Origin of the sequence: Subtercola boreus, from assembly GCF_006716115.1 — a bacterium.
GTDB classification, from domain to species: domain Bacteria; phylum Actinomycetota; class Actinomycetes; order Actinomycetales; family Microbacteriaceae; genus Subtercola; species Subtercola boreus.
Genome location: NZ_VFOO01000001.1, coordinates 591,472 through 607,845, shown reverse-complemented (window position 1 = coordinate 607,845; position 16,374 = coordinate 591,472). Strand labels below are relative to the sequence as shown.

The following is a 16,374-nucleotide window of genomic DNA, read 5'->3' as shown; positions in this document are numbered from 1 at the left end:
CCGTTCGGCGCCACCTCCACCCCGGATTCACTCACTCGGTGCCGACGGCCTTGTCGGCCTTGTCGCGGGCACTGTCGATCTGCTCGTCGAACTTGCCGCCGGTGACCTTCTTGACCGCGCCGCTGACCGACTCGAGGATGTTGTCGCTGACGTCTTCGGCCTTCTCGCTCTTCAGCGCATCCTGAACCTTGCCATCTGCAAGGAAAGACTTTGCTTTTGCCGTGATGTCTTCGAGTCCCATAGGTCTGCTCCTTCTGAATGGATGTTCTTACCGCCCAGTCTGCCGGTCATCAGTCACGACGGACAGGGGCTGGGTGATCGATTCGAGCGACTTGCGTTCGGCATCCACACCGAAGATGAAGGCGATGATGCCGCCGAGGATCATGATGCCGGCCCCGAGGAAGTAGCCGCCCGTCAGCGGGCCGCGATCGGTGCCGTCGCCGATCAGGATCCCGTAGATCAACGGGGCCCCGGCTCCGGCGAGCTGGCCGAGGGCGAAGAAGTACGAGATCGCCTGGCTGCGGAGCTCGAGCGGGAAGATCTCGCTCACGGTGAGGTATGCACTCGACGCGCCGGCCGAGGCGAAGAAGAACGAGACGCACCAGAAGATCGTCTGCGTCGTCGCGTCGAGCGCACCAGCGCTGAACAGCACAGCGGAGACGCCGAGGACGACACCGGAGACGCCATAGGTGAGCAGGATCATCTTGCGCCTGCCCCAGACGTCGAAGAGGTGACCGAGCAGCAGCGGGCCGAGCAGATTGCCGATGGCGAACGGGAAGAAGTAGAACTGCGTCGACACGGAGTCGGTGCCGTAGAAGTTCTGCAGCACAAGCGCATAGGTGAAGAAGATGGCGTTGTAGAGGAACGACTGGGTGATCATCATCGTCGCGCCGACCAGGGTGCGCTTCGGGTAGTCGCGGAACAGCACCCTCACGATGGTGCGGAACGGGATGCTCTCCGTGGCCTTCACGGTGATCGCCAGCTTCTCGTCGACCGGCTCGATCTTCCCGCCCTCCCGTTCCACGCGGGCCTCGATGTCGTCGACCGTCTCCTCAGCCTCCTTCTCGCGGCCATGGGTCATCAGCCAGCGCGGACTCTCGGGGATGTGCCGCCTCAGGTAGATGATCGCAAGGCCGAGGATCGGGCCGATGAAGAACGCGAGCCGCCAGCCGATGTTCTCGGCGAAGTTGTCGGGGTTCAGGAAGAAGAGGTTCGCCGCCGATCCGAGGGCCGCGCCGCCCCAGTACGTGCCGTTGATTGCAATGTCGACCCGCCCGCGGTAGTGCGACGGGATCAGTTCGTCGATCGCTGAGTTGATGGCCGCGTACTCGCCGCCGATTCCCATTCCGGCGAAGAACCGGAAGAAGAACAGCACGTACATGCTCGGTGAGAGTCCCGCCGCGGCACTGGCGATGAGGTAGATCACGAGTGTCAGGATGAACAGCTTCCTGCGCCCCAGCTTGTCGGAGAGGCGGCCGAAGACGAGCGCACCGACGATCTGGCCGACCAGGTAGACCGTGCCGGCGAGCCCCACATCGGCGGGGCTCATGCCGAGATCCTTCTGGAACCCCGCTGACGCGACGATCTGGATCTCGAGGCCGTCGAGCACCCACGAGAACCCCAGCCCGATGACGATCGACCAATGGAACCTCGTCCACGGGAGCCTGTCCATCCGTGCCGGGACGAGGCTCTTCACGCCTCCGGCACCACTGCCCTGGGTTCGCTCTGTCGTTGACACAGAGTCGAGAGTAGACCTCACGGCGAATCCGCCGTGAAGGAGTGACGGGTCGCGATTTCCCGTGTATTCTTCAGCCGCATCCCGGTTCTCTGTGAGGTTCCGGCGGTATTTTCTGGCTGTGACACCGCGTGCTCAGACCCTGCTGCGGAGTAATGGAGTGAGAACGATGGCGCGCAGTATGAGCATCACCCTCTCGTCGAGAATGAGCGACGACCATGGCACGGACACGCACGCGGACACCGACCACCGCCGTTTCGGCGACGGCACCCTCTGGTCTTTTGCCGGCGTCGAAGTCGTCGACGTCGTGCAGTCACCCACCCCTCCGATCCCGATCTTCCGGCATGTCTCGCCCCTCCACGGCGAGCGGATCGCGGTGATGTTCCTGCTGGAGGGTGAGGTGCAGGTGTCCTACGAGGGCGCTCTCCTCCGCTTCCTGGCCGGGTCGGCGGCGTACATCGTCACGGGGACGACGACGACGGTCGAAGCATCCGAGACCTGCCATGCCGTCATCGTCTCCCTCAGTCGGAAGCGTCTCCGGGACGCCGGAATCGACGCCGAACACACCTTCGGGGCGTTCGCCGCCACGACCGCGCGAACGTCCCCGCTGCTCACCTACACTCTCGCGCTCATCGACAGCGTGAGGGAACGGGCTCTTCCTGCCGAGCCGACAGCGGGCGTGCTGACCGATCTCGTGGCGGGACTGTTCCACGCCGACAGCGCCGTGTACGGTTGACCGCACCGACCGTCTCAGCTGAAGCGGTCATCGTGCCCCAGACCCCGGCCGCTCAGCCAGCGGGGGGGTTTTTTATGCGTCGAAGTATCCGTGTGGCGATCACGTCGCCCTCCTCCGCCCGAGGCACGGTCTGGTCGTTCGGCGGTGTCGATGTCGTCGACGTGGTGCAGCAGCCCACAGCACCGATCCCCCTCTTCGGACCTCGCCCGGGGATCTCCCCACACCCCCGTTTCGACGAGCGCGTTGCGGTGATCGCCCTGGTCGACGGCGACGTCACGGTTGCTCACGATGGCAACCTGCTGCGGTTCGCCTCCGGCTCCGCAGCGTTCGCCGCCTCGAACGCCACGACCACGGTCGAGATCTCGGAGCCCTGTCGCGCCCTGGCCGTCTCCATGCCGCGCAGCTGGCTGCGCGCAGCGGGCGTCGAGGTCCACGACTCATTCGGAGCTTTCGCCTACTCCACCGCCCAGAGCTCACCGCTGATGTCGTTCCTGCTCGCGCTCATCGAGATCCTCGACGAGCAGTCGCTTCCGTGCGAACCGACGGCCACCGTGCTCACCGGACTGGTGTCCAGGCTCTTCCTCGCCGACAACGCCTACTCGCTCGGCGCCCATCAGCCCGATCTGGATGTTCGTGCCCTCGCCGATTCGCTCATCGCGCTCGGGTCGAGCGATTCCGGCTACGGGGCGAAGACACTGGCTGCGCAGCTCCAGATGTCTCCGGCCGAACTCGAACGCACTTTCAGCGTCACCGGCGATCGCGGCAACGCCGGCTCGGCGATCACCGAGCGCCGGATGGCCATGGCGATGCTCGGGCTGCAGGCCACCGGACTCGAGGTGTCTTCGCTGAAGGAGATCGCCAGGCATGCCGGATTCTCCGGCGAACACGAACTCCACCGGGCTCTGAAGACGGTGTACGGAACGACCGTGAAGGCGGTTCTGCTGGCCCAGTCCGAAGAAGCGGCGACCAGTCGGGCTGGGTTTTCGCTGAACCGTACAGCGTGACAGATCCCTAGGATGGGGGCATGCGAGCACCACGGCAGATCGTCATCCCCCTCCTTGCTCTCGGCCTGGCGCTCGGTCTCGCGCTCGGCGGCGCCTCGTCTGCCTCGGCCGGTTTTGCCGCCACGGCCGGTTCCGCCGCCACGGCCGGTTCCGCCGCTCCCGCCAGCACGCCCGTCGATCTAGGCGGCAGCCGGGTCATCGATACCGCGGGGGTCCTGGATGCGGCGGGTACCGCTTCCATCACCAGCGCCGCCGACAAACTGTATGCCGACAGCGGCATAGATCTCTTCGTCGCCTTCGTCGGAACATTCGAAGGCCCGGCAGACGCTGAAGGGTGGGCGAACGAGACCGCCTCCCGCAACAACCTGGGCCCCACCGACTACCTGCTCGCCGTCGCCGTCGACGGCCGCGCCTACTACCTCTCCGGCGACAGCGCTGGGCCGGTCAGCGGCGACCAGCTGTCGTCGATCGAGAGCTCGCGGATCGAACCGCAGTTGAAGAACAGCGACTGGGCGGGAGCTGCGGAGGCCGCCGCCGCGGGGCTCGGCGACGCGGTCAACGGGGGGTCCGGTGGTTCCGGATCGGGTGGATCGGGCACCTCGTCCTCGTCGGGGGTGAGTGCTGGCACGATCGGGGCCATCGTCATCGTGCTCGTACTGATCCTCGTGATCGTCGGCGGGATCATCGTCATCGTGTTCGTGCGGGCTGCACGCCGCAATCGGGTCACGGGCGGCGGCGGCGCTGCCCTCGGCGACGGCGGCGCTGCATCCGGAGCCGGCGGATCGACCGGACGCACCGACACCCCCACCGACCCCCTGCAGAGCATGCCGATCGTCGAACTCCAACGGCAGGCGGGGTCGGCGCTCGTCCAGACGGACGATGCGGTGCAGACCAGCACGGAGGAGCTCGGATTCGCCGTGGCGCAGTACGGCAGTGCCGCATCCGCTCCCTTCCAGAAGGCCCTCGACACCGCGACGGCCTCGCTTCGGCAGGCATTCCAGGTGAAGCAGAAGCTCGACGACGCCGAGCCCGACTCCGACGCCGAGACCCGCCAGTGGAACGCCGACATCGTGCGGCTCTGCGCCGAAGCGAACCGCGTTCTCGACGAGCAGGCCGCTGCCTTTGATGAGCTGCGGGAGCTCGAGAAGAACATCCCTGCCGGAGTTGCTGCGGGCCGAGCGGCCTGCGGAACGGTGGAGCCGCGGGTGGCGGCAGCCGAGGCGACCCTGCAGGCCCTCGCCGCGTCGTATCAGGCAAGCGCCTTCTCTACCGTCGCGGACAACCCGGCCCAGGCGACCGAACGGCTGACCTTCGCCCGCGCCGCACTCGACGCCGCAGAACACGAGCAGGCCGCCGACACCGGCGAAGCCGCCGTCGGGGTGCGGGCTGCCGAGGAGGCGGTCGACCAGGCGACTCTCCTGCTCGACGCTGTCGACCGGGTGGCGGCCGACCTCGCCGCCGCACGGGGCCAGCTCGACGCGGTGCTCGGCAACCTCCAGCAGGATGTGGTCGACGCCCACGCCGTGGCTGCGGCGGGCGATCCGCAGGGCGCGATCGCGGCCGCCTCGGAGCGCACGAGCTCGGTCATCGCCGAGGTGCAGGCGCAGCTCGCGGCGGGCCCGGTGGATCCGTCGGCTGTTGCGCAGAGACTCGACCTCGCGAACCGCGACATCGACGGCGTGCTGGGAGCGGTGCGCGGACAGCAGGCAACCGAGCAGCGCGCTGTCACGACGTTGGCGCAGACGCTCCAGTCCGCCCGCAGCCGGGTGTCGGCGGCGAACGACTACATCACCGCGCGCCGCGGCGGGGTCGGCGCAGAGGCGCGCACCCGGCTCGCGGAGGCGACGCGGCTCGTGGCGCGTGCCGAGGAGTTGGCCCCGACAGACGCTGCCGGCGCACTCGCGGCCGCGCAGCGCGCCGATTCGCTCGCCGCCCAGGCGATCGAATCGGCACAGCGTGATGTGGGTGAGTTCGCGGCAGGAGCCGGGTACGACGGCGGCGCAGGCGACAGCCCGGCCGGCGGAGGTGGACTGTTCGGCGGTTTCGGGGGCGGCAGCGGCGGCAGCAGTGGCGGCAGCGGCGGCGGCGCAGGGAACGGGATGCTCGGGGCCATGCTCGGCGGCATCATCATCAATTCCGTGCTCGGCGGCGGGGGCAACCGGGGCGGCGGGATGTTCGGCGGCAGCAGCGGACGGAGCGACGACGACGATGACGATGGCTTCGGTGGGCTGTTCGGCGGCGGCGGGAGCGGTGGGTTCTTCGGCGGTGGCGGCGGCAGTCGCGGCGGCAGTCGCAGCCGGAGCGGCGGCGGCTCGTTCGGCGGCCGGAGCGCCGGCAGTTTCGGCGGCGGCGGAACGCGGTCCCGTCGCGGCGGCGGCCGCTTCTGAGCTCCCCGCTGACCAGAGTCCCCACGCAGACCATCACGGACAACGATCCAGACAACCGGCAGAACCACACGAAAAGAGAAGGAACCATGGCAAAACAGTCCATCTTCGGCCGCATCGCGCAGCTCACGAAGGCGAACATCAATGCACTGATCGACTCCGCCGAAGACCCGGAGAAGATGCTCGACCAGATGGTGCGCGACTACACGAACAGCATCGCCGACGCCGAGAGCGCCATCGCCGAGACGATCGGCAACCTGCGCCTGGCCGAGGACGACCACCGCGAAGACGTCGAGGCCGCGGCGAGCTGGGGCGCGAAGGCCCTGGCCGCGAGCCGCAAGGCCGACGAGTACCGGGCGGAGGGAGGCGAAGGCACTGCTGCCGACGCCGACCGCTTCGACTCCCTCGCGAAGATCGCCCTGCAACGCCAGATCCAGTCCGAGAAGGAGGCGACCGACGCGGAGCCGCAGATCGCCTCGCAGACCGAGATCGTCGACAAGCTGAAGACCGGCCTGAACACGATGAAGCAGAAGCTCGACCAGCTGAAGTCGAAGCGCAGCGAACTCGTGGCCCGCTCGAAGAGCGCTGCCGCCCAGGCCCAGGTGCTCGACGCGGTGAAGAGCGTCGACATCCTCGACCCCACGAGCGAGGTCAGCCGCTTCGAGGACAAGATCCGCCGCGAGGAGGCGAAGGTGCGGGGTGCGAGCGAAATCGCCGCGTCGAGCCTCGACTCGCAGTTCGACCAGCTCGACGACCTGGGCGAACTCACCGAGGTCGATGCCCGTTTCGCCGCGCTCAAGGCCGGTGGATCATCCACCGCCTCGATCACGTCGTGACGACGCCCGACCGGGGCTGAGCATCCGCTCGGCAGGTTGATCGAACGGGCCTCGCGGCGCTCAGTCCTGGGTTGTCGCGAGGCCCGCCTCGCGCCAGGCCGTGGTGCCGCCGGCGATGTTCGTCGCGTCGACACCCTGGCCGGCGAGATACTGCGTCGCGCGGGCGCTCCGGCCGCCGAGTTCGCAGATCACGTAGACCGGACCCTCGGGAAGGTCGCTCCCCTGGAGCTGGCCGAGGGGGATGTTCACGGCGCCGGGCACGTGCCCGCCGGCGAACTCGTCGGGCTCACGCACATCGATGATCGACGGTGCGGAAACGGCAGCCAGTTCGGAAACAGAGATCTCGTTCATGCCTCCATCATCGCAGCCGTACACCCGCACAGGCCATCCTGCTGGGGGTTTGCTGAACGCGGCCCTACCAGATTCAGGCCCGAAAAAGCGAGGGGTGCCCCGGTCTTTGCTCCGGACGTAACGTCGAAGAGTCGGATCCGCCGACACTGAAGGAGTCATCCGAAATGCCACAGGTCATCGAAACCGTCGACGTCAGCGTTCCCGTCTCGGTCGCGTACAACCAATGGACCCAGTTCGAGGAATTCCCGAAGTTCCTCGACGAGGTCGAGTCGATCAAGCAGGAGACCGAGACCCTCACGGTGTGGACGGTCAAAGTCGGTCCCGTCGAGAAGACGTTCGAGGCCAACATCACGGAGCAGCACCCCGATGAGCGCGTCGCCTGGAACAGCACCGGCGGCGACGTCGATCACGCCGGCGTCGTCACGTTCCACAAGCTGAGCGACGATGAGACCCGCGTCACCGTGCAGCTCGACTGGGAAGCCCAGGGACTCCTCGAGAAGCTGGGTGGCGCTCTCGGCGCCGACAACCACGCTGTCAAGAAGGACCTGAAGAACTTCAAGGAGTACATCGAGAAGAAGGGCTCCGAAGACGGGTCCTGGCGCGGCGACGTCTCCGCGTAAACTCTGTCCCATGGAACCCCGGCGACCCCCGCGGCCGCCGGGGTTCTCCCGTTCGGGGCGAAGCACCGCACTTGTAGCCGTGCGCCTGGTCGGTGCCGTCCTGCTGGCAGTCGGCGTCGCTGTCATCTGGGCGACCCGGCTGGCTTCGCAGACCAACGTCTATCTCAGCGAGATGGGTGCTTCGGATGCTCCCACTCCCCTGATCTTCAACTCGGGCCTCCTCGCCATCGCGGTCGGCGGCGGTCTCGTCGCCCTCGGGCGGTCGGGCATCCGGTCTCGTGTGCGGCTGCTCGGGGCGTGGAGCATCTCTGCAACCCTGCTCTTCGCCTGCCTCTCGATCGCACTGGCCTCACGCGTGACCTGCTCGCCGGGGTGCCCAGTGCCGTTCACGAACGGATCGACCGTGGCCGACTTCGTGCACACCCTCGCCGCGACGCTCGGCTTCGCCGCGGTCGGGCTGGCGATCATCCAGGCGGCGTATGCGCACACCCTCCGCCCGCTGTTCGCCGTGTCGATCGCGAGCGGGGCGCTGATCATCCTCGCGTCGGGCGTCGGCGGACTGCTGTCGGTGTTCCGGTTCCGGGTGGACCTCGGCGGCTGGCTGGAACTGGCCGCAGCGACCGTCGCACTGCTCTGGGTGATCGTGTTCGCGCTGGTGCGGCTGCCTGCGGCGGATGTCGCGGATGCCGTGCGCGCACCAGAGCCCGTCTTCAGTGGCGAGCCCACTCGAGCAGGCGCTCCACCGGCCACGTTGTGATGATGCGGTCGGCCGGCACCCCGTTCGCTGCCGCGCGTTCGATCCCGTAGTCGAGAAGCGCCAGCTGGCCGGGGGCATGCGCATCGGAATCGATGCTGAACAGGCAGCCCGAGTCGAGCGCGAGAGCGATCAGGTCGTCCGGCGGATCCTGGCGCTCCGGCCGGGCGTTGATCTCCACGGCGACGTCGTTCTCCGCGCAGGCCGCGAACACCCGCGCGGCGTCGAACTCCGACGGCGGACGGGTTCCGCGGGAGCCTTCGACGAGCCGCCCAGTGCAGTGGCCGAGGATCGTGGTGCGCGGGTGCGTGACGGCCCCGAGCATCCGTTCGGTCATCGTGGCCCGGTCTGCCCGCAGATGCGAATGGATGCTCGCCACCACCACATCGAGGCGATCGAGCAGTTCGGGGTTCTGGTCCAGGGTGCCGTCGTCGAGAATGTCGACCTCGATGCCTGTCAGCAGCCGGAGGCCGGGGGTGTGCCGGTCGAGTTCGTCGACGACGTCCAGTTGGTCGGTGAGGCGTTCGGCCGTGAGTCCGTGCGCGACTGTGAGGTGCGGTGAGTGGTCGGTGAGGGCGAGATACTCGCGGCCGAGGCTGACGGCGGCATCGACCATCAGCGGGACGGGTGTGGTGCCGTCGGACCAGTCGCTGTGCGAATGGAGGTCACCCCGGATCTGGGCGGCGAGCGCCCGGCCGCCGTCGGTGAGGGGGCTTGTCGCTGCGGCGCGCAGCTTCGCGAGGCGGTCGGGCACGCCGCCGTCGAGCGCCTGCCGCACCACCTCGAAGGTGCTCGCACCGATGCCCTTCGTCGCCTTGAGACGGCCGTCGCCGGCGCGGGCCGCCAGCTCAGCGGGGCTCCAGGCGCCGAGCGTCGCCGCGGCCTTCCGGAAGGCCTGCACCTTGAACTGCGGTGCCCGGTCGCGTTCCAGGTGGAAGGCGATCTCGGAGAGGGCGGCGACGGGGTCCATGGTCCCATTCTGCGCCTCCCCGCGCCCGCCCGCCGGGCTGCGCGACGAATGGACGAGGCTCGGCCGACGCGCACGCCCCTGGGCGGTCGCGCTGTCTGACGTTCGCCCGTTCGCCCGCGCCCGGGCCGGCTGGGCCGGCGGGCCGGCGGGGCCGGTCAGACCAGCGCGCCCCAGGTGGCCGAGGCGCCGGGGGGCGAGATGGTCTGCGGCACGTTCCAGGGGTTGTCGTCGCGGAGTTGCGGCGGCAGGAGGGGCTGGGGGGCGTCCTGGTAGGTGACGGCCCGCAGGAACCGGGTGATCGCTGCGGAGCCCACCGAGGTTCCGCTGTCGCTCGTCGTGGCGGGGTAGGGCCCGCCGTGCTGCATGGCCGGGGTGACCGCGACGCCTGTGGGCCAGCCGCCGAAGAGCACCCGCCCGCTGGTCTCGCTGAGCACCGAGACGAACTCGTGCACGAGGGCTGATTCGTCGCCCTCGCCGAGGAAGACGGTCGACGTCAGGTTGCCGGGGAACAGCTCGGCAGCGAGGGCAGCCAGCTCAGAGACGTCGTCGTACGCGACCACGACGGAGAGCGGACCGAACGCCTCGTCGAGCACGGCGGAACCGGCCGCGCTGAGGGCTGCGACGGTCGTCGACGCGACCGTCGGGGTCACCCAGCCCTGCTCGTCTCCGTCGAGACGTGTGCCGCCGTCGACGACGGTGCTGACCCCGTCGGCGCCGAGCACGGTGTGCTGGCGGGCGACGAATCCCGACGCGATCTGCGGGTTGAGCATCCGCTGCTCGGGGACGCCGGCGACGCCGGAGGCGACCGCTCGGGTGAGTTCGGCGGCGGACTCGGCGGGCACGAAGAGGAACCCCGGCTTGGTGCAGAGCTGCCCGGCCGACCCCGAGATGCTGGCGGCGAAGCCCGCTCCGATGGTGGCGGCCGCGCCGGCGCCCGCCGCGGCGGAGGGGAAGACGAAGACCGGGTTGACGCTGCCGAGCTCGCCGAAGAACGGGATCGGGCGGGGGCGCGCGGCAGCGACATCCGCGAGGAAGCGACCCGCGCGGAGCGAACCGGTGAACGATCCGGCGCGGATGCGATCGTCCTTCAGCAGCGCAACGCCCGCCTCCTGCCCGAGGGCGAGTTGGAAGACCCCGTCGGGCATACCGGCCACGGCGAGGGCTTCGGCGACGATGGCGGCGGTGCGGATCGAGAGCTGTGGATGCCCGGGGTGGCCCTTCACGATCACCGGGCAGCCGGCGGCCAGCGCGGCCGCGGTGTCACCCCCGGCCACGGAGAACGCGAACGGGAAGTTGCTGCCCGCGTAGTTCAGGACCGGGCCGAGCGGGACGAGGGTGCGACGGAGGTCGGGCCGGGCACCGAGCGCGAACTCGGGGTCGGCCGGATCGATGCGGGCGTCGAGGTACGCACCGTCGACGATCGTCTCGGCGAAGAGCTTCAGCTGCACCACCGTGCGCTTCAGTTCACCGGTGAGGCGCGGGCGGGCGAGGCCGGTCTCGGCCATCGCGAGGTCGATGAGTTCGTCGGCGGCTGCGGCGAGCGCGTCGCCGACCGCGACCAGCGCGCGGGCGCGATCGCGCGGCGCGGTCTGCGCGAAGGCCCGGCTGGAAGCGGCGGCGCGGCCGGCCAGCGCTTCGACGTCGTCGGCCGCTGTCGGGCCGGCTGCGCCGCCGGAGCCCGTGGGGGTCGGGATGGCGGGGGTGGTGGTGTCGGTCACGTCGGACTCCTGGTACTGGGTGGTGCGGGGATGGTCGCCCGCGAGCAGAGGGGCGGGCAGCGGGGCGGGCAGAGGGCCGGCAGCGGGGTGGGCAGGCTCAGAACTGGAAGCCGGTGGGGAACGGGTCGGAGGGGTCGAGCAGGTACTGTCCGATGCCGGTGACCCAGGCGCGGCCGGTGATGGTCGGGATCACCGCGGGGCGGCCGCCGACCTCGGTGGTGCGGAGGAGGCGGCCGACGAAACGCGAGCCGATGAACGACTCGTTGACGAAGTCGGTGTCGAGGGCGAGCTCGCCCCGGGCCCACAGCTCGGCCATGCGGGCGGACGTTCCGGTGCCGCACGGCGAGCGGTCGAACCAGCCCGGGTGGATCGCCATCGCGTGCCGCGAGAGCGTCGCATCCGACCCGGGCGCGATGAACTCGACGTGGTGGCAGTGGTCCACGCCGTCGATCTCCGGATGTCGCGGGGCGTCCTGCTCGTTGATCGCCGCCATGATGGCGAGCCCCGCCTCGATGATGTCGTTCTGGCGGCTGCGGTCGAACGGCAGGCTCACCGCGTCGAGGTCGACCATCGCGTAGAAGTTGCCACCGAACGCCAGCGAGTACGGGACCCGGCCGTAGCCCGGCACCTCGATCACCGCATCGAGACGTTCGACGTAGGCGGGAACGTTCTCGATCGTGACCGAGTCCGCGTGCCCGTCACTGACCGCGACGCGCGCAATGACGAGCCCGGCCGGCGTGTCGAGCCGGATGGTCGTGACCGGTTCGACGACCTCGACCATGCCCGTCTCGACCAGCACGGTCGCCACACCGATCGTGCCGTGGCCGCACATCGGGAGACATCCGGAGACCTCGATGTAGACCACACCCCAGTCGGCGTCGGCCCGCGTGGACGGCTGCAGGATGGCGCCGCTCATCGCGGCGTGCCCCCTCGGCTCGTTCATGAGGAGGAGTCTCACGTCGTCGAGGTGCTCCATGAAGTGGAGCCGCTTCTCGTTCATGGTGGCGCCGGGGATGACGCCCATGCCGCCCGTCACGACCCGCGTGGGCATGCCCTCGGTGTGCGAATCGACGGCGGTGAACATCCGGCTGCTGCGCATGGTGCTCCTTGTGGGTGTTTCGGGTGGCCGGGATTCAGCGCGACGCGAGGTAGCGCAACGCCTTCTCGGTATCGGCTCGCACCTTCGCCTCGTTCTCCGCGCTGAGGGGGCCGCGCGGCGGCCGGGTCTTGCCGCCGAAGCTCTGGCCGGCGATGTCGATGGAGAGCTTGATCGCCTGCACGAACTCCGTGCGGGAGTCCCAGCGGAACACCGCCACGAGCTCCTTGTAGAGCATGAGCGCCTCTGCGATTTTACCCTCGGTGACGAGCGTGTAGATCTCGACGGCCTCTTTCGGGAAGGCGTTCGGGTAGCCGGCGAACCAGCCGACCGCGCCATCCACCAAGGTCTCGAAGAGCAGGTCGTCGGCGCCGGCGATCACGTCGAGGTCGGTGAGTTCCCTGATCTCGAGCACGCGGCGGATGTCGCCCGAGAACTCCTTCACCGCCACGACCTCGGGGATCTTCGCGATCTCGGCGAGCAGGGCGGGGGTCAGGTCGACCTTGGTGTCGAACGGGTTGTTGTAGGCCATGATCGGCAGGCCCACCTCGGCGACACGGGTGTAGTGCTCGATGACCTCCGCGTCGCTGGCCCGGTAGATGGTCGGCGGCAGCAGCAGAACGCCGTCGGCGCCATCCTCCTTCGCGAGCTCCGCCCAGTGCCTGGCCTGGTGCCAGCCGATGCCGTGCACACCGGCGATGACGAGGCCCCGGCCGTCGACGGCCTCGACGGCGGTCTGCACGACCTTCCGGCGCTCGTCGTCGGTGAGCGAGGAGTACTCGCCGAGCGATCCGTTCGGGCCGACGCCACGGCAGCCGTTCTCGATGAGCCAGTTGCAGTGCTCCGCGTAGCGGTCGTAGTCGACGGCGAGGCCGGCCGGGGCCGAAGCGTCTTCTGTGAAGGCGAGGGTGGTGGCGACGATGACGCCGCCGAGGTCGAATGCCGTGTTGGTCATGGGTGTCTTTCTCGGGAGTGGTCCCAGTGTGCGGCCTCGGTGGGCCGGATCGTGATGAGCAGAGGAATCTGTGGAGAACGTCGTCGATCGGTCGCATGTGGAGGAGAGGAGCTCAGAGGGGTTCCGCCGCCAGCTCGCCCAGCCGGAGGGGCAGCGCGATCGGCCGCCGGTCGGTTCGTACCCGGTCGGCAGCCCCGGAGCCCGGCCGGTCGCTGTGCCCGGGCGTCAGCCCCTGGAGCAGCTCCTCGACCGTGCGCCCGCACACCCGCCCCTGGCAGATGCCGAGTCCGGCGCGACTGGTGAGCTTCAGCGACCGGAGGCTCGCCCCGCCCGTCGCCGACGCGACCCCGCAGAGCGCACCGTACGTCACCTCCTCGCACCGGCAGACGACCGTGTCGTCGGTGAGCCAGCGCGTCCAGCCGGGTTCGATGCCGTGCGCGTTCTCGATGCGGTCGGCGAAGGAGCGGTACGTGCGGCGGTGTGCGAGTGCAGGTGTGAGCCGGGCATCCAGAACCGAACCGCCGGCGGCGGTGTGACCGGCGATTTCCCCCTCGGCGAGCGCCGCGTCGACCCCGCCGATGCCGGTGATCTCGCCGGCGGCGTACACCGACGGGATGCTCGTCTGCTGCCCCTCGTCGACGCTCACGAAATCGTCCGCACCCAGCTCGCAGCCCGCCGCGAGGGCGAGCTCGAGACGCGGGGTGAAGCCGTGGCCGACACAGACCGCGTCGACAGCGAAGGTGCGCTCGGTGCCCGGGATCGGCGCCCAGGAGGCATCGACGGAGGCGACCGTCACGCTCTCGACACGGTCGGTACCGTCGGCGCGCACCACGGCCGTGCCGAGCCGGTACGGAATGCGGTGCTGCAGATGGTTCAGCACGTACCCGGCGAGTTCTGTGCCCTTCTTCGCGGCGCGGAGCAGCTGCCAAGGTTTTGGCAGCCATCCACGGGCCAGCGATTTCGTGCGGTTGGCCTCGTACACGCCGATCACGGTCGAACCGGTGGCGGCGAGCGAGGCTGCGACCGGCAGCAGGAACGGGCCCGCCCCGGCGACCAGCACGCGGGAACCGATGGCGACGCGCTCGCCCTTCGCGAGCGCCTGGGCGGCACCCGCTGTGAACACTCCGGGCAGGTCCCAGCCGGGGAACGGCAGCGTGCGATCGTAGGCACCGGTGGCGAGCACGAGGGCGTCGGGCTCGAAGATGCGCTGCTGGCGGTCGACGCCGTCGGGTTCACCGATCACCGCGAACACGGCACCGGGCCGACCCTCGCGGGTCTCGATCGCCCAGACGTTCGCCCCGCGGATGATCGTGCAGCCGTCATCGGCCTCGAGCTCCTCGCGGAGCGCCGTGAACGTCGCCCAGCCGTGGTGAAGCGCACTCTCGCGTTCGGCCGGGCGTGAGGCCGGGAGGTGACGCCAGTACTGCCCGCCGAGCTCGTCGGAGGAGTCGAGCAGAGTCACCGCGGCGCCCTGGCGACGGGCGGCGCGGGCCGCGCTGAGGCCGGCCGGGCCGGCGCCGACGATGAGCACGTCAGGCACGGTCATCCCCCGCCCCGGACGAAGTCGGCATGGCCGAGGCGGCCGAGGTGGCCGGGGTGGCCGCAGTCGACGGCATGGCCGGCGTGGCCGGCATGGCCGGGGTGGCCGAGGTGGCCGGCATGGCCGGCGAGGCAGCCGGCAGCTCGTCGTACTGCGTCACCACCGCATCGCCGTCGGCGGCCCGGCGCTGGCAGGCCCGCACATCGCGCTGCCCGTTCACCTCGACCAGGCAGTCGTAGCAGACCCCGATGCCGCAGAAGACCCCGCGCGGGCGGGCGTTCTTCGAGGTTGTGCGCCAGGCGAGCGTGCCCGAGCCGAGCAGTACGCCCGCGATGGTCTGGCCGGCGATCCCGTCGACGGCTCGTCCGTCGACGGCGATCCGGATGCCCGCGGCAGCAGCCGGACGGATCGGGTCCTGGGAGGGAGGCAGGAGGAAGGAGGTCACGGTTCAGGCCGCCCCGGCGTCGAGGAACGGCGCGAGCGAGGCCCGCGCGGGTGAGAAGGGTGCGGCATCCAGCGCAGGCGCAGCTCCGGTCATCAGGTCGGCGAGGATCGCACCTGTCGCGACCGACAGCCCGATCCCGGCACCCTCGTGCCCGGTGGCGTGCCAGAGCCCCGACAGCCGCGGGTCGGGCCCGATCACGGGCAGGTGGTCGGGCATGAACGGGCGGAATCCGCCGTAGCTCCGCATCACCGACATGCCGGCGAGGAAGGGGAAGAGCCGCAGCGCCTTCTGCGCGAGCTCCCGCAGCACGGCGACGGTCAGACGGCTGTCGAAGCCGATCTGCTGGCGGGACGAGCCGATGAGCACTGTGCCCGCAGCCGTCGTCTCGATGACGCTCGAGGTCTGGAGCGCCGCGTCGCTCGACCCGACCGCCCCGACGTAGTCGCCGTCGTACACCTTGTGGAAGATGCGGTGCGGCATCCGCGAGGTGACCAGCACCATTCCGCGGCGCGGCTTCACGGGCAGAGGCACGCCCAGGGCGCCGGACACCTCGGCCGACCACGGGCCCGCCGCAACGACGACGGCATCCGCATGGTGTGTGCCGCGCGAGGTCCGCACTCCCACGAGCTCGCCCTGCGGGTTCCGGATGCCCGCCAGCACGGTCTCGTTCTCGAAGAACCGGGCGCCGCTGAGCTTCGCCGACGCGATGAGCGCCTCCGTCATCACCACGGGCTGCACCTGGGCGTCTTCGGGGTAGTGGATGGCCGCCGTGATCGCGGGGTTCAGGTGCGGTTCGAGCAGCAGGGCTTCCGCCGGGTCGACGGGTCGAGCATCCACGCCCGCCGTGCGCTGCAGGGCCGCGAAGTCGTAGAGCGGCTGGGCGCCTCCGGCGGTGGTCGCCACGACCACCCCGCCCTTCCGCTCGAACTCGACCGACGGGAAACCGGGGCCCAGCTCGTCTGCCAGCTGGGCGTCGACGACGGGCCAGAGGGTCGACGAGTACTGCGTGAGCCGGAGCTCGTCGCCCGGTCCCTTGTCGGAGAGCAGCAGGTTGCCCTCGCCTCCCGAGGAGGTGCCACCGACGTTCCGGCCGCGTTCGATGACGCTGACCTCGATGCCCCGGCGGGAGAGACTGCGCGCTGTGGCTGCACCGATGATGCCGCCGCCGATCACGATGACCTTCATGGCTCTCCCTCCCCACCCCTACAGTAGTATATCACGCAGCACCCC

At 69.8% G+C, this 16,374-nt stretch carries 16 protein-coding genes; 6 read left to right on the top strand and 10 right to left on the bottom strand.

What is annotated here, in order from left to right; translation table 11 throughout:
- Positions 1 to 31: 31 nt before the first annotated feature.
- Positions 32 to 241 (bottom strand): antitoxin, encoded by a 210-nt coding sequence (locus tag FB464_RS02915; RefSeq protein ID WP_116415189.1) that lies wholly within the window; start codon positions 239 to 241, stop codon positions 32 to 34.
- A 27-nt stretch (positions 242 to 268) separates the two neighbouring features.
- Complete coding sequence (locus FB464_RS02910) at positions 269 to 1,738, bottom strand: MFS transporter (RefSeq protein WP_342780645.1); 1,470 nt, start codon at positions 1,736 to 1,738, stop codon at positions 269 to 271.
- 178 nt (positions 1,739 to 1,916) lie between these two features.
- Here FB464_RS02910 and FB464_RS02905 point away from each other — a divergent pair, with 178 nt between their 5' ends.
- From FB464_RS02905 to FB464_RS02890, 4 genes are all read left to right on the top strand, one after another.
- Positions 1,917 to 2,471, top strand: a complete 555-nt coding sequence (locus tag FB464_RS02905) for an AraC-like ligand-binding domain-containing protein (RefSeq protein WP_170151929.1) — start codon at positions 1,917 to 1,919, stop codon at positions 2,469 to 2,471.
- A 74-nt stretch (positions 2,472 to 2,545) separates the two neighbouring features.
- Entirely contained in the window at positions 2,546 to 3,475 is a 930-nt protein-coding gene (locus tag FB464_RS02900; protein WP_116415192.1) for a helix-turn-helix domain-containing protein, read from the top strand.
- Between the two features lie 20 nt (positions 3,476 to 3,495).
- Positions 3,496 to 5,862 carry a TPM domain-containing protein gene (locus FB464_RS02895; RefSeq protein ID WP_116415193.1) on the top strand — a complete coding sequence of 789 codons (2,367 nt, stop codon included), beginning with the start codon at positions 3,496 to 3,498 and terminating at the stop codon, positions 5,860 to 5,862.
- An 86-nt stretch (positions 5,863 to 5,948) separates the two neighbouring features.
- Positions 5,949 to 6,695, top strand: coding sequence for a PspA/IM30 family protein (locus FB464_RS02890; protein WP_116415194.1), 747 nt, complete (start codon positions 5,949 to 5,951; stop codon positions 6,693 to 6,695).
- A gap of 60 nt (positions 6,696 to 6,755) precedes the next feature.
- Here the strand turns inward: FB464_RS02890 and FB464_RS02885 are convergent, their stop codons facing one another.
- Positions 6,756 to 7,046, bottom strand: coding sequence for a rhodanese-like domain-containing protein (locus tag FB464_RS02885; protein WP_116415195.1), 291 nt, complete (start codon positions 7,044 to 7,046; stop codon positions 6,756 to 6,758).
- Between the two features lie 164 nt (positions 7,047 to 7,210).
- Here FB464_RS02885 and FB464_RS02880 point away from each other — a divergent pair, with 164 nt between their 5' ends.
- Together FB464_RS02880 and FB464_RS02875 are read left to right on the top strand one after the other, a co-directional pair.
- Positions 7,211 to 7,666 (top strand): SRPBCC family protein, encoded by a 456-nt coding sequence (locus FB464_RS02880; protein ID WP_116415196.1) that lies wholly within the window; start codon positions 7,211 to 7,213, stop codon positions 7,664 to 7,666.
- Positions 7,667 to 7,676: 10 nt separating this feature from the next.
- A complete protein-coding gene (locus FB464_RS02875) occupies positions 7,677 to 8,423 on the top strand; it encodes a DUF998 domain-containing protein (RefSeq protein WP_116415197.1) in 747 nt (248 codons plus the stop codon).
- On the opposite strand, the gene FB464_RS02870 is transcribed toward FB464_RS02875, so the two are convergent.
- From FB464_RS02870 to FB464_RS02840, 7 genes are all read right to left on the bottom strand, one after another.
- Positions 8,377 to 9,390 (bottom strand): PHP domain-containing protein, encoded by a 1,014-nt coding sequence (locus FB464_RS02870; RefSeq protein ID WP_116415198.1) that lies wholly within the window; start codon positions 9,388 to 9,390, stop codon positions 8,377 to 8,379. The genes FB464_RS02875 and FB464_RS02870 overlap by 47 nt on opposite strands.
- A 155-nt stretch (positions 9,391 to 9,545) precedes the next feature.
- Positions 9,546 to 11,108: an aldehyde dehydrogenase family protein gene (locus FB464_RS02865; RefSeq protein ID WP_246092893.1), complete on the bottom strand. Its 1,563-nt coding sequence runs from the start codon at positions 11,106 to 11,108 to the stop codon at positions 9,546 to 9,548.
- Positions 11,109 to 11,205: 97 nt separating this feature from the next.
- Positions 11,206 to 12,207 carry a proline racemase family protein gene (locus FB464_RS02860; RefSeq protein ID WP_116415199.1) on the bottom strand — a complete coding sequence of 334 codons (1,002 nt, stop codon included), beginning with the start codon at positions 12,205 to 12,207 and terminating at the stop codon, positions 11,206 to 11,208.
- Positions 12,208 to 12,241: 34 nt separating this feature from the next.
- Positions 12,242 to 13,159 (bottom strand): dihydrodipicolinate synthase family protein, encoded by a 918-nt coding sequence (locus FB464_RS02855; RefSeq protein WP_116415200.1) that lies wholly within the window; start codon positions 13,157 to 13,159, stop codon positions 12,242 to 12,244.
- 112 nt (positions 13,160 to 13,271) lie between these two features.
- Positions 13,272 to 14,705, bottom strand: coding sequence for an FAD-dependent oxidoreductase (locus tag FB464_RS02850; RefSeq protein ID WP_116415201.1), 1,434 nt, complete (start codon positions 14,703 to 14,705; stop codon positions 13,272 to 13,274).
- Positions 14,692 to 15,144, bottom strand: coding sequence for a (2Fe-2S)-binding protein (locus FB464_RS02845; RefSeq protein WP_116415202.1), 453 nt, complete (start codon positions 15,142 to 15,144; stop codon positions 14,692 to 14,694). The genes FB464_RS02850 and FB464_RS02845 overlap by 14 nt, the downstream gene beginning before the upstream one ends.
- 3 nt (positions 15,145 to 15,147) lie before the next feature.
- Positions 15,148 to 16,329, bottom strand: a complete 1,182-nt coding sequence (locus FB464_RS02840) for an NAD(P)/FAD-dependent oxidoreductase (RefSeq protein WP_116415203.1) — start codon at positions 16,327 to 16,329, stop codon at positions 15,148 to 15,150.
- Positions 16,330 to 16,374: the final 45 nt, after the last annotated feature.